The organism is Pseudarthrobacter sp., from assembly GCF_036675385.1.
Lineage (GTDB): Bacteria > Actinomycetota > Actinomycetes > Actinomycetales > Micrococcaceae > Arthrobacter.
Map to the genome: position 1 here is coordinate 19,039 of NZ_JAKFFD010000125.1, position 11,476 is coordinate 30,514.

The window sequence follows — 11,476 nt, forward strand, 5'->3', positions numbered from 1 at the left end:
CGTTTTGGCTGGCCGGTGTGGTTTAATCAGCGCACTGAGTATGAGTCGGGGCTGGGGCCTCTAGTGATGTTCGACCGCGCAAGCGGTCAGGCAGGAGCCCCAGTTGGACGCGTACTCCCCCGCATATCCGGCAGGGCGCCACTACCACGGCGATGGCCGAAGCCCGTTGTCCCTGGTTCTCTCGGTGGCTGCCGCTTTGATGGTTTTGCTGGCTGCCGCCACTTTGGCAATGATCCGCTCTGAGGGCGCCACCGGAACCGTGAATGCGGCTTTCGCCGGGACCGGGCCGGTTGGCGCCATGGCTGCGGTTGGTGCCAAGGCCGAGGTTGGCTCCACGGCCGAGGTTGACGCCATGGCCGCGGTTGGTGCAGGCGCCGAGGACGGGAGCATCGCGAGGATTATCAGCAGGGTCTCCGGCTTCCGCGTTGGAGTGGCCGTCGCGGATACAGCGGGCGGACCGGTCCGCACTTTTGGCGACACGGCGGCCTACACTGCGGCCAGCACTGCCAAGCTCATCACGGCAGCGGCCTTTCTCAGGCTTGTGGAGGCCGGTGAAGCGCGACTTGATGAGACGCTGGGGAAATACACTGCCGCTTTCCAGCTCAAGTCCATGATCAACAGCAGCAACAATGATTCCTGGCTCCTGTTGATGGGCAGGATCGGCTACGAGCGGCTGATCCAGTACGCAGCCTCGATTGGCATAGCCTACGATCCCGAAGACAACCGGCTGACTCCGGGGGAAGTGGCCCAGGTCCTGACGAAGCTTTACGCCGGACAGCTGCTTAACCCCAATGACACCGCGCAGTTGCTGGGGTACATGCAGGAAACCAACAACGAGGAACTTATCCCCGCCGCCTCGGGGCCCGGCATTACCGTCTATCACAAATACGGCCAGCTTGGAGGAAACCTCCATGACGCAGCCCTCTTGGAACACGGCGGGACAACGTATGCGCTGGTGATCTTCACGGAAGGCGCCGATAGCACCGACGAGTCCGAACGCACCGAAATGCTTCACGATCTGACGCGGGCGTTCGTAGCGCAGCTCTTTCCGACGCGCTAGGCAAGGTGCTGTTGACTCCGTGCCGTCCGGGGTTCGGGGGCTTAAGTGTCCGTTCGCGCTGGGGAGGTCAGCTGCGGTGGTGCTCGATCAGCCAGCCGGCCATCTGCTGGGCCCGCTTTGCCGCCTGGGTGTCCCCTTCTGTGGCTGAGACGATGGACCCCTTCATCAGGATGTGCCAGGAGCGGGCGAAATCCTCGGGTCGGTCCAACCCTGCCTGCTCCGCGAGGTCCTGCACATGGCCCCTGATCCTGGCCAGGTAGTCGATGCTGGCCTGGCCCAGGGGATGGGCCGCGCCCATTTCCAACAAGATGTTGATGAAGGAGCAGGCCTCGAAGTCGTCGCGCCGGAACCAGTCGCCGAAGACGTCGAAGATGGCCAGGAGTTGTTCAGTGGGGGTAGTGCCGCGCAGTTTGGCCTGGCCAACGATGGAATCGACCGTCCATAACTGGTCCCGCTGCTCCAGGAACGCCAGAACCAGCGCGTCCTTGGACGGGAAATGCCGGTAAAACGTTGCCTTGGCCACGCCGGAACGTTCGATCAGTTCATTCACGCCTACGTCCCGCACGCCGCGGCGGGAAAACAGTTGATAGGCCACTGCCAGGATCCGGTCCCGCGAACCGGCAGGGACAACTACCGCCTCGGCGGGTAAATCCGCGGGAGACAGCGCGGGTTCTGCAGTGTGGTCCGCATTCGAAATCATCGTAGGAATAGATTACTCCAAGTGCAGACAGACCGGTCTTACTCGCTGTAATGTTCTTCCCAGACGCAGTGCTACGACACCGACGGGACCCTTTAAAGGCCCGTCGGTTTGGTGCAAGGAGGCCCCGATGTCAGCAGAGCGAACGTTCGATTTTATCCCGTGTGACGACACTGACCCGTGGATAGAGAGTACCGCTGCGTCCGCCGAGATCCGGCACTTCGCCCGGGAATCCTTACGGTGGCAGGCGCAGGAAATCATTGATGAGGTGCTCCGCGGAACGGCTCCCGGCGAGGAGTTGTCCCGGGCCCGGTTGCGCCGCTGCGTCGCCCAGAACCCCGGCAAGCCCGAGCGCGCCCTCCTTCAGCAGCTGATGCTCAACCGCGACCCGCAGGCTGAATCACCGCAGTAGGGCAACACGTTCCTGCGCCCGCCATTCAACGTCAGGGTTACAACGGCGTCAGGGTTACAACGGCCGGCCTTTTAACGTGAGGCTGCGGTCTACGATGCGACCGGCGGTCATGTGCAGGCTCTGGCTGTTGGCGCGGGCATGATTCCGCAGCAGTTTGAATGCCGCATCCATGTCCACCCCGGCGGTATGGGCAATGACGCCCTTGGCCTGCTCAATCAGCACCCGGGTGTTCAATGCCGACTGCAGCTGCTCGTTGACCAGTACCGCTTCCCTGATGGTGCGTTCCTGCATAAGGCTGATAGTGGCGACGTCGGCAAGGGCCTGGCCGATCGCGGCATCCTCTGCAGTCAGGAAACCCTCCCGGGCCCGGAACAGTCCCATGGCCCCGATAATCCTGCCGTGAACGCGCATGGGCACAGCATGCACGGAGCGGAAGTCCTGCGACAGCGCGGCTTGGCGGAAGCCCAGCCACTTGGTAAGCCCGGCAATGTCGTCCACTGAGACTGCCGACCCTGTCACGTAGCACTCAACGCAGGGGCCGGCTCCGGCTTGAAGCTGGAGCACCTCGACTAGTTGGCTTTGCTCGCTGGTGGATGCGACAACTTGCAGTTCTCCGCTGGGATCCGCAAGCAACAGACCCGCGGCTGCGACGTCAAGGAGACCCACAGACTCCTCCACCAGGACGTGGAGGAGGTCCACGACGTCGTAGTCGGCCACGAGCGTGTCCGTGAGCTTCACAAACGCCACACTGACGCGCTCGGCGCGGGTACTGGTTACCATGGCCCTATTTTACTGCAGCGCAGGCCCCCCGGGCCCACGGTTATCGGTATCGAAGCTGAGCCTTCCCTTGAGCACGGCGGCGGCGGTCTCCTTCAGGGTGAGGTCATTGGCGAAAGCGTAGGCACGCAGCATCAGCAAGGATTCTGAAGCCGTGGCCCCGGACTGCGCCAGGACCATCCCGGTGGCCTGGTGGATCTCGCGTCGTGACATCAGCGCGGGCTCCAGGGCGGGATCCGTATCCGGCGACCTGAGGGTGAGGATTTTGCGCAGGAGGTACCAGGAGGTCTGACCGGCAAGCACAGCCGCCATCGACTGGTCGGATCGGCTCAGGTTCCCGGGGACGGAGCGATACAGCTCAACGACACCGAGGTCCACCGCGCCTACTGTCAACGGAAAGACAAACAAGGCCGCAGCATCCGTCCCCGCGATGGCCTGGTGGAACATGGGCCATTCGTGTCCCACGGTGGACTGGGCGTCAGGGATCAGCACGGGCAGGCGGGTCTTGTGGGCCCGCCACCGGGGACCTTCGCCAAGGTTGAACTGCAGTTCGTCCAGACGGGCGGCGAGTTCGTCGCTGGCGGAGACCAGAGTCTCGGCGGCGGCGCCGCCGAAGAGGGACACCGCAGCGCCCGTTATGGGCAGCTTCGCCAAGTACGGGGCACACACGTCTTCTTCACCCGCGGCCATTTCGGGCGCAATGTCCATGGTGAGCCTCTGATCCCTGAATCATCCCGCGGTGAAAAATCCGGCTGCAGGCTGAACCGGAACGGCGGAGTTGTCACTTCAAGGATACAGATTGCGGCGAACCCGCCCGTCGTCGCCGACCGGGCCTCAGTCCCGCCCTTCCTGGCCGTTGGCATTGGCCATCTCTGAGGTGACCATCAGGTGGTCACGCAACGCCCGTTCCGGTGCGCCCGGGTGGGCGGCCACACACCTGCGAAGGCGCCATTTGACCTCGGCCAGATCCGGCGCCGGGTCCGCCAGGATCGAGTAGATAATTTCGTACGCCTGCCACCCGATCGGCGTGAATCCGTCAGCTGCGATGTGGTTGGCCATCGCCTCCTCCACCTTAGGGATCGTGGCGCTCACGGGTCTCTCCGAAAGGTACAGCCTCGCTGACCGCAACGGTATAGGTGTCGTGCGCGTGGCGGGTTACCAGAATCCCGCACAGGCCAGTGCTGGAGGCATACTGGCGGGCAAGGTCAACGGCCGAATTCAAATAGTCGTCCAGGACGGACGCGTGATTCACTTTGACGAGATAGGAGAGCCCGTCATCGATTGTGCGGATCATTGGATTCGCTCCTGACTTGAGCGTGGCCGGTAGGCCACGGGGATGGGGAATGCACGCGAGCGTCCCGCTTGCCGTGCATGCGGCCGCGCCGGGCAGATAAGAGCCGGGCAGCACAAAAGGCCGAGGATAACTGCGGAAGAAGTAGGGGATGCCCTGCGTGAAATTTGTCCTCCTGGAGTACGCCGAAATAAGGCGATGCCAGGGTCTGGGGCAACAAATTCAGCATAGCCCATGCCGAGACAGACGGACAGGGATCCGAGGCCTTGCGTGCCCCGGAAAGGGACCCTACATATCAGCTGCTCAGCGGCACGTTGTCGATCAGCCGGACCGGACCCACCTTGGCGGCGATGAGAGCCAGGCCTTCGCCGCGGAACGGGACTTTCCGGCAGTTCTCGGCCAGCGGCTCAAGGGTGAGCGGATCCACGACGTCGAAGTAGTCCAGTCCCACCAACGACTGCGATTCAACCATGGCCCGGGCCGATTCCAGATCAAGCGGCTGGTGGGCAGTTGCCCGCTCCGCCAGGAGCCGCAGCGCCCGCGACAACACCAGGGCGGCCTCGCGCTCCTCTGCGGAGAGGAACCGGTTGCGGCTCGAAAGGGCCAGCCCGTCCTCGGACCGGACGGTGGGCACGGCAACAATTTCGACGGGGAAATTCAGGTCCGCCACCATCCGGCGCACCAGCGCCAGCTGCTGGGCGTCCTTTTGCCCGAAATAGGCCCGATAGGCCGGCAGTCCCCCGCCGCCGGAGGCAAAAGCACCGGCCGGCGGAAGCCCTGAGCCGGGGATGCCGTAGTGCAGCAGCTTGGCAACCACGGTGAGGGCGCCGTCGAAATGGCCCGGCCGTGAGGCGCCTTCCCACTTTTCCCCCAGGGAGCCGGCGGTCACGCGGACCAGCGGCTCGCCGCCGGGATAGACCTCTTCCACCGGAGGCGCAAACACGAGGTCCACGCCCTGTTCCTCAAGCAGGGCAAGATCGGCGTCGAGCGTGCGCGGGTACCGGTCCAGATCCACCGCATCGCCGAACTGGAGCGGGTTCACAAAGATGGACGCCACCACTACGTCGTTCTGTTCGACGGCGGTGCGCGCCAGCCGGGCGTGGCCTTCGTGCAGCGCGCCCATGGTTGGCACCAGGCCCTGGGACCTGCCCGCCTTCTGCGCGAGCAGCCGGGCACTCGCCGCCCGGAGCTCCGCGGCCGTTGTCACCAGTTGCGTGGCCATGTCAGTTTCCCTCTTCCAGGGCCGCGCGGAGGGCCCCCACTTGATCCTCTTTGAGCAGCCCCCGGCTGCTTGCCCGCCGTGCCGTGGCGCGGGCCATGGCGAGGTAAGCCTCCAGCACATCGCCGTGCGCACCGGCGTCGTACTCCCGCAACGCCTCGGCGTGGGCCGCCACTGTCCCCACGTCGCCGCGGGCCACCGGACCGGTCAGCGCCGATTCGCCTGAGGCGAGCGCGTTCTCCAGCGTGGCCCGCAGCAAAGGGCCCAGCATCCGCTCCGGCGCGTCGACGCCAACGTCGCGGAGCAGCTGCGAAGCCTGCGCCACCAGGGTGACCATATGGTTCGAGCCATGGGCGAGGGCCGTGTGATAAAGCGTCCGGTCCGCCTCCGCTATGGACACGGGTTCGGCACCCATCTCCACTACCAGCGCCTGGGCAATGGGCAGCATCGCTGCATCAGCGGTCACGCCAAAGGTGCAATCCAGCAGTCGTGTCAGGTCCAGGCTCATGCCCGTGAACGTCATGGCGGGGTGCAGCGCAAGGGGGATGGCTCCGGCGGCGCGCACCGGGCGAAGCACCCCCACGCCGAACCTTCCTGAGGTATGCGCCACGATCTGTCCTGGCTGCCACGCCCCGAGTTTGGCGAGCCCGTCCACCAGTCCGGCCAGGGCGTCGTCGGGCACGGCCAGGAGCACCAGTTCAGACCGTTCCACAATCTCCTGGATCTCCAGGATGGGCACGCCGGGCAGCAGCGTCTCCGCCCGTTCACGGCTTGCCTCGGACACCGCGGAAACCCCGACGACGGCGTGTTCGGCCGAGCGCAACGCCGCACCAAGGACGGCGCCCACTTTCCCGGCACCAATGATTCCGACGCCAAGGCGCCCGGGCTTAGCCACGTTGCGGGCCTTCCTGTTGGGGACTGGTTTCGGCGGGCTCAACCACCGGACTAAGGGTTTCGACAGGCTCAACCACCGGAGCTGGCGCAACCACCGGAGCGGGCGCCACCGTTGCCAGCCATTGTTCGCTGGTCTGCCGCTTGCGGGCGAGCCGCGCGCGGGCGGACTGGGCATCAAAAAGGCCCCGGGCCTCGTCAAGTCCGGCCTGGGTGAGCCGTGGCGAGACCGGCCCCGCCGTGGTGTGCAGGACAAGGTCCGCCAAACGGAACCGCCGTGCGAGCGGACCCTGATGCAGTGCCATTGACTGGGTGCGCTGGTGCGGGACCACCACCAGTTCCCGCCACCACCGGCCCGAGCGGATCAGCAGGGCGGTGTCAGTGGTGGCGAAGCCATTGCGGCGCCAGCCCAGCGGCGCGAGGAACCTGCCGCGGTGCGGCGTGGTGACAAATCCGCCGTCGGAATCCAGCCCCGAGAGCCCGGCAGCGAAGATGCGTCCGGGTTCAGGTGTGCCGGGATCCGGCAGCACGAGCGCGAGCATGGACATCACGTCGGCCAGCTTGCCCACGGGCAGCAGCGTGGTCCGGGACGACGTCTCGCCGTTGCTCCCGACTGCGCCGTACCCGGCCACGTTGACCTGGATCCGGTACCAGCCGAAGATCCGCCAAAGTGGGGACTGGGCCACTTTCAGCGCCTGGACCCGGCCCGGGGGCAGCGTCTGCGCCTGCGTGTCCAACAGCCCGTAGCGGAGCCGGATCCCGTCCGGCGAAATGGCGGCGGTGAAGTTGTAGCCCTTGTTAAAGAAGCCCCAGTAGCTGGCGGCGAGGCCCAGCACCGCCGGGATCAGGTAGAAAAAGAAGCCCCGGTTGTCCGTCACGGCGGACAGGATCACGGCGGCGATGCCGCCCACCACCACAAAGAAGCTCTGCTCGCTGAGCAGCAGGGAACCGATAAGGCGCGACGGCGGCACGGAGAGCACTGGATATTCGGGCGCCTCGGGTGCGGCCTCCTGCGGCCGGGCCGGGTCCGGGACCACGCCTGCGGCCCGCGCCAGGATGGTGGCCCGGAGCTGGCGGGCGTCGTCCATCCGCAGGTACGCCAGTTTGACGGCCGATTCACCGGCGTCGGCCACCTCGAACTTGAGTTCGGCCAGGCCGAAGATCCTGGCCAGGAGGGGCTGCACGATGTCGATGGCCTGGACGCGGTCCAGCCGGGCCTGGCGCTGCTGGCGGAAGAGGAAGCCGGAGTTGACCCGGACGTACCCTTCGGCGACCTGGTACTTGGTGAAGTACCAGGTCAGGATGAAGCCCAGCACGGTCACCACCAGGACGATGCCGCCGCCGGCCACCAGCCAGGGTGCCCGGCCGGCGAAGTCCTCCTCGAACAGAGGACGGCCCTGCAGCAACCGTTCGAAAAAGTCCCGCCCGAAGAAGAAACCGATGGCCGCCAGGGCCACCCAGCCGCGCACAAACGGGGACGCCGGGTGCACACGCAGCCACTCGCCGTCGGGCGCCACCGGAACCGCACTCGGTGCCCCGGCCTCCGGAACGTTTGACGTCACAGCCCTGCCAGCCTCGCTTCACCGCGGGCGGCGAGCTGCTCGCGCAGGCGTGCCCCTTCCGCAGCGGGCAGGCCGGGGATGGTGGCGTTGGTTCCGGGCGAGGCGGTGTGGAGTTTGAGCGTGCAGAGTCCCAGCCCGCGTTCCACCGGGCCAACGCCGATGTCCACGTATTGCATGCGGCCGTAGGGGACCGTCATGGTCCGTTGGAAGAAGATGCCGCCCCGGATCAGGAGGTCATCGTCGCGCTCGGCGTAACCGATGGCGCGCACCTGGCGCGGGATCAGCAGCAGCCGCCAGATGGCCAGAACCAGAGTCACCGCCGGGACGGTGATGGCCAGCCACAGCGGGGGCCAGCGCCACCAGCCGAGCAGGACAAGAACGAGGGGCAGGCTCAGGACGATCACCGTGACCAGGTTCCCGATGGCCCACTGCACCAGCCGCACCGTGACATATTTCGGGGATACCCGCTGCCAGGTAATGCCCGGCGGATCAATCGCCTCCGTACGCATATTCGCCTTCCCCTGCGGCTTCGCCGCGTACGCCGCGGCCAGGTTTCCCCTCACCGGGCGTTGCATCGGTGTCTTCGGGCGGGATCTTGCAGAACCGCTCCACCAGCAGGCCGACGACGATCATCACCAGACCGCCGACAGCGATAGCTACTGCCACCCAGGTGATGCCCTGGTCGCTGCGCAGGTTCCAGATCCGCAGCTGGTCCAGGAAGATTCCAACATGCCAGCCCAGCAGGACGGTGCCCGCGTAAGCGCACGCCTGGGCCAGCACCAGGGTCCTGGCGGCCAGGATCGGGTCCAATGCCTTTTTGCGTTTGGTGCTGTTGCGCCACCGGAGCACACGGATGCCAAGCACCAGGGTGATGGCGACAATCACGCCCATGGTGGCCAGCGCGGTAGCCGGAAGAACCGGTGTGGCCATGCTGTAGCGTGTGGTCACGACCGTGGTGGACCAGCCCGCCACGGTCAGGACCAGGCCGATCAGCAGCAGGCGCACGGAGTTGATGGGCTTCACCGGTTACTCGACCGCCCCGGCTGTGGGGACGCCGTCGTAATCGCCGAAACCGTCGAACGGGGCAAGGTCGTCAAAGTCGGGGGCACGGGCAGCCAGCTCGCTGATGCGTACCCCGCCCAGGGTGGCCGCCGGCTCGATCAGCGACCAGGGATACAGCACAAAGGCGCGTCCGGCCGCGCGCGGGTGCGGCAGGGTCAGCACCGGGTCGTCACTGGTGAGGTCGCCGTAGGTGATGATGTCGACGTCGAGCGTCCGCGCCCCCCAGCGCACTTCACGCACGCGGAGGTGCTTGTTTTCCACGGCCTGGCAGTGCTTCAGCAGTTCCTCCGGGGACAGCGTAGTTTCCACGGTGATGATCATGTTCAGGAAGTCGGGCTGGCCGGCCGGGCCGCCCACGGCTTTGGTCTGCACCACCGGGGAAACGGCCTGCAGCCGGACTTCCGGCGGGTCCACCAGGTCGGCAACGGCCTCGGACAAGGTGTCGTTCCGCTCGCCCAGGTTGCTGCCGAGGGCCAGGACGGCCTTGGTGTACCCGCCGCTCATGGCCGCTCCCGGTGCACGCTGACGGCCACATCGCCGAAGGGCACCTCGATGGGTGCCTTGGGCTTGTGGACGGTGATGTCCACGGCCTGGACGGTGAATTCGGCGAGCAGGCCGTCGGCGATCCGGACGGCCAGGGCCTCGATCAGGTTCAGCGGCTCCCCCGTGATCCAGTCCTTGATCCGCTCAGCAACTTCGCCGTAGTGGGCGGTGTCCCGGACGTCGTCAGATACTGCTGCCTTGGCGAAGTCCAGGTGCAGCACTGCGTCCACCACAAACGGCTGGCCTTCACGGCGCTCGAAATCGAAGACTCCGTGATGGCCGACGGCGGTGACACCGCTCAGCGTGATCCTGTCCATGGGTGCCCGGCCTAGGTGGTGGTAGGGGCGGCGGCCATCCGCGCGGCCACCTTGACGGCGTCAAGGCTTGGAGCGACGTCATGCACGCGGACGGCCCAGGCCCCCCGGAATGCGCTGATCGCGGTGATGGCGGCCGTGGCGGCGCCGCGTTCCTCCGGGGCGGCGGACTTGCCGGCGACCGTGAGGAGTGTGCCCAGGAAACGCTTGCGGGAAGCGGCCACCAGGACCTTGTGCCCCAGGCTGCCCAGCTGGTCCAGGTGCTGCAGGAGCTCCCAGTTCTGCGCGTCGTTCTTGGCGAACCCCAGGCCCGGGTCAATGATGATCTGCTCTTTGCTCACCCCGGCCGCGTAGAGCTTGTCGCGGACGCCGGCCAGTTCAGCCACCACTTCGCCGGCCACGTCCTGGTATTGGGCCAGGGAGTCCATGGTGCGGGCGTCGCCGCGGCGGTGAGTGAGTACATAGGGGACCTTGGACGCGGCCACGAGCTCGGCCATCTCAGGTTCGATGGTCAGCCCGGAAACATCGTTGATGATGGCGGCGCCGGCCTTCAGGGCAGCGGCGGCCGTGGCGGCGTGGGTGGTGTCGATGCTGACCAGGGCGCCCGCTTTGACCAGGGCTTCGATGACGGGGATCACCCGGCGCAGTTCTTCCTCCGGGCTGACGTCCTCCGCGCCGGGGCGCGTCGATTCGCCGCCGACGTCGATGATGTCCGCTCCGGCGTAGAACATCCGCAGGCCCGCCGCGATGGCAGTGTCCGCCGTCGCGTGCTTTCCGCCGTCGCTGAAGGAGTCCGGGGTGACATTCAGGATGCCCATGACCAGGGTGCGGCCGGTGGGCAGGTCCGCGAATTTCGCGGCCGGGCGCGGTTTGCGCAGGATGGGCAGCGGAGATGTTGCGGGCCCGGTTCCCGGGGCTGCAGCGAGTGAGTCCATGGTCTGATACTTACCTTCCGAGGATGAGGCTCATGGCCTCGGCACGGGTGGCCGGGTCATGAAGCTGCCCGCGGACCGCGCTGGTGACGGTCTTTGCTCCGGGCTTGCGGACACCGCGCATGGACATGCACATGTGTTCGCATTCGACAACGACAATCGCGCCACGCGGCTTGAGGTGGCTGACCATTGCTTCGACGATCTGGGTGGTGAGCCGCTCCTGCACCTGGGGGCGCCGGGCGTAGATGTCCACGAGGCGTGCCAGCTTGCTGAGCCCGGTCACTTTGCCTTCATGGGAGGGAATGTAGCCGACGTGGGCAACCCCGTGGAACGGCACGAGGTGGTGCTCGCACGTTGAGTAGAACGGGATGTCCTTGACCAGGACCAGTTCTTCGTGGTCCAGGTCGAACTTGGTGGAGAGGACGTCCGCGGGATCGTGGTGCAGTCCCGCGAACACCTCGGCGTAGGCCTTGGCGACCCGTCTGGGGGTGTCTACGAGGCCGCCGCGGTCCGGGTCCTCGCCGATGGCAATGAGGATTTCACGGACTGCCGCCTCGATCCGGGGCCGGTCCACCTTCTCGTGTTTTTTGTGGTGGGAGCCGTCCTCCGCCGGGTGTCCGGCGGAGGCGGGAGCGTCGTCGTCGTCGAAGTGAGTCACAGGAGAAAGCTTAGCCGTGCGTGGCGTCAGGCCCCGAGTCGGGGATGCCGCCCTGGAA

16 protein-coding genes are annotated in these 11,476 nt (G+C 66.3%); 2 read left to right on the forward strand and 14 right to left on the reverse strand.

The features are described 5' to 3' along the window. Window positions 1–103 precede the first annotated feature (103 nt). Window positions 104–1,060, forward strand: coding sequence for a serine hydrolase (locus tag V6M49_RS09860; protein WP_332760996.1), 957 nt, complete (start codon window positions 104–106; stop codon window positions 1,058–1,060). Between the two features lie 67 nt (window positions 1,061–1,127). On the opposite strand, the gene V6M49_RS09865 is transcribed toward V6M49_RS09860, so the two are convergent. Then, window positions 1,128–1,760 carry a TetR/AcrR family transcriptional regulator gene (locus tag V6M49_RS09865; protein WP_332760997.1) on the reverse strand — a complete coding sequence of 211 codons (633 nt, stop codon included), beginning with the start codon at window positions 1,758–1,760 and terminating at the stop codon, window positions 1,128–1,130. Between the two features lie 127 nt (window positions 1,761–1,887). Here V6M49_RS09865 and V6M49_RS09870 point away from each other — a divergent pair, with 127 nt between their 5' ends. Next, the gene (locus tag V6M49_RS09870; RefSeq protein ID WP_332760998.1) at window positions 1,888–2,169 is read left to right on the forward strand and encodes a hypothetical protein; all 282 of its coding nucleotides are present in this window, start codon (window positions 1,888–1,890) and stop codon (window positions 2,167–2,169) included. Between the two features lie 54 nt (window positions 2,170–2,223). On the opposite strand, the gene V6M49_RS09875 is transcribed toward V6M49_RS09870, so the two are convergent. From V6M49_RS09875 to folE, 13 genes are all read right to left on the reverse strand, one after another. Further along, window positions 2,224–2,949, reverse strand: coding sequence for a GAF and ANTAR domain-containing protein (locus V6M49_RS09875; protein WP_332760999.1), 726 nt, complete (start codon window positions 2,947–2,949; stop codon window positions 2,224–2,226). Window positions 2,950–2,958: 9 nt separating this feature from the next. Next, on the reverse strand, window positions 2,959–3,654 hold the full coding sequence (locus V6M49_RS09880; protein WP_332761000.1) for a GAF and ANTAR domain-containing protein: 696 nt from the start codon (window positions 3,652–3,654) through the stop codon (window positions 2,959–2,961). Window positions 3,655–3,780: 126 nt separating this feature from the next. Beyond that, the gene (locus V6M49_RS09885) at window positions 3,781–4,038 is read right to left on the reverse strand and encodes a hypothetical protein (protein WP_141139145.1); all 258 of its coding nucleotides are present in this window, start codon (window positions 4,036–4,038) and stop codon (window positions 3,781–3,783) included. Beyond that, window positions 4,019–4,240 carry a hypothetical protein gene (locus V6M49_RS09890; RefSeq protein WP_141139144.1) on the reverse strand — a complete coding sequence of 74 codons (222 nt, stop codon included), beginning with the start codon at window positions 4,238–4,240 and terminating at the stop codon, window positions 4,019–4,021. The genes V6M49_RS09885 and V6M49_RS09890 overlap by 20 nt, the downstream gene beginning before the upstream one ends. A gap of 292 nt (window positions 4,241–4,532) precedes the next feature. Then, window positions 4,533–5,459 carry a 4-phosphopantoate--beta-alanine ligase gene (locus V6M49_RS09895; protein ID WP_332761001.1) on the reverse strand — a complete coding sequence of 309 codons (927 nt, stop codon included), beginning with the start codon at window positions 5,457–5,459 and terminating at the stop codon, window positions 4,533–4,535. Between the two features lies 1 nt (window position 5,460). Then, a complete protein-coding gene (locus tag V6M49_RS09900) occupies window positions 5,461–6,351 on the reverse strand; it encodes a Rossmann-like and DUF2520 domain-containing protein (RefSeq protein WP_332761002.1) in 891 nt (296 codons plus the stop codon). After that, window positions 6,344–7,909 (reverse strand): PH domain-containing protein, encoded by a 1,566-nt coding sequence (locus V6M49_RS09905; protein ID WP_332761003.1) that lies wholly within the window; start codon window positions 7,907–7,909, stop codon window positions 6,344–6,346. The genes V6M49_RS09900 and V6M49_RS09905 overlap by 8 nt, the downstream gene beginning before the upstream one ends. Further along, the gene (locus V6M49_RS09910; protein ID WP_141139140.1) at window positions 7,906–8,418 is read right to left on the reverse strand and encodes a PH domain-containing protein; all 513 of its coding nucleotides are present in this window, start codon (window positions 8,416–8,418) and stop codon (window positions 7,906–7,908) included. The genes V6M49_RS09905 and V6M49_RS09910 overlap by 4 nt, the downstream gene beginning before the upstream one ends. After that, on the reverse strand, window positions 8,399–8,932 hold the full coding sequence (locus tag V6M49_RS09915; protein ID WP_141139139.1) for a DUF3180 domain-containing protein: 534 nt from the start codon (window positions 8,930–8,932) through the stop codon (window positions 8,399–8,401). Before V6M49_RS09915 ends, V6M49_RS09910 begins: the two co-directional genes overlap by 20 nt. A 3-nt stretch (window positions 8,933–8,935) precedes the next feature. Then, window positions 8,936–9,475 carry a 2-amino-4-hydroxy-6-hydroxymethyldihydropteridine diphosphokinase gene (gene folK / locus V6M49_RS09920; protein WP_332761004.1) on the reverse strand — a complete coding sequence of 180 codons (540 nt, stop codon included), beginning with the start codon at window positions 9,473–9,475 and terminating at the stop codon, window positions 8,936–8,938. Next, on the reverse strand, window positions 9,472–9,831 hold the full coding sequence (folB, locus tag V6M49_RS09925; protein ID WP_141139138.1) for a dihydroneopterin aldolase: 360 nt from the start codon (window positions 9,829–9,831) through the stop codon (window positions 9,472–9,474). Before folB ends, folK begins: the two co-directional genes overlap by 4 nt. A gap of 11 nt (window positions 9,832–9,842) precedes the next feature. After that, window positions 9,843–10,763: a dihydropteroate synthase gene (gene folP, locus V6M49_RS09930; RefSeq protein ID WP_332761005.1), complete on the reverse strand. Its 921-nt coding sequence runs from the start codon at window positions 10,761–10,763 to the stop codon at window positions 9,843–9,845. Window positions 10,764–10,773: 10 nt separating this feature from the next. After that, complete coding sequence (gene folE / locus V6M49_RS09935) at window positions 10,774–11,418, reverse strand: GTP cyclohydrolase I FolE (protein WP_141139136.1); 645 nt, start codon at window positions 11,416–11,418, stop codon at window positions 10,774–10,776. Window positions 11,419–11,476 lie beyond the last annotated feature (58 nt).

Coding starts and splice junctions, on each gene's coding strand:
- folK (WP_332761004.1), bottom strand. CDS start 9,475: ATGAGCGGCGGGTACACCAAGGCCGTCCTGGCCCTCGGCAGCAACCTG.
- V6M49_RS09875 (WP_332760999.1), bottom strand. CDS start 2,949: ATGGTAACCAGTACCCGCGCCGAGCGCGTCAGTGTGGCGTTTGTGAAG.
- V6M49_RS09890 (WP_141139144.1), bottom strand. CDS start 4,240: ATGATCCGCACAATCGATGACGGGCTCTCCTATCTCGTCAAAGTGAAT.
- V6M49_RS09910 (WP_141139140.1), bottom strand. CDS start 8,418: ATGCGTACGGAGGCGATTGATCCGCCGGGCATTACCTGGCAGCGGGTA.
- folB (WP_141139138.1), bottom strand. CDS start 9,831: ATGGACAGGATCACGCTGAGCGGTGTCACCGCCGTCGGCCATCACGGA.
- V6M49_RS09895 (WP_332761001.1), bottom strand. CDS start 5,459: ATGGCCACGCAACTGGTGACAACGGCCGCGGAGCTCCGGGCGGCGAGT.
- V6M49_RS09870 (WP_332760998.1), top strand. CDS start 1,888: ATGTCAGCAGAGCGAACGTTCGATTTTATCCCGTGTGACGACACTGAC.
- folP (WP_332761005.1), bottom strand. CDS start 10,763: ATGGACTCACTCGCTGCAGCCCCGGGAACCGGGCCCGCAACATCTCCG.
- V6M49_RS09865 (WP_332760997.1), bottom strand. CDS start 1,760: ATGATTTCGAATGCGGACCACACTGCAGAACCCGCGCTGTCTCCCGCG.
- V6M49_RS09880 (WP_332761000.1), bottom strand. CDS start 3,654: ATGGACATTGCGCCCGAAATGGCCGCGGGTGAAGAAGACGTGTGTGCC.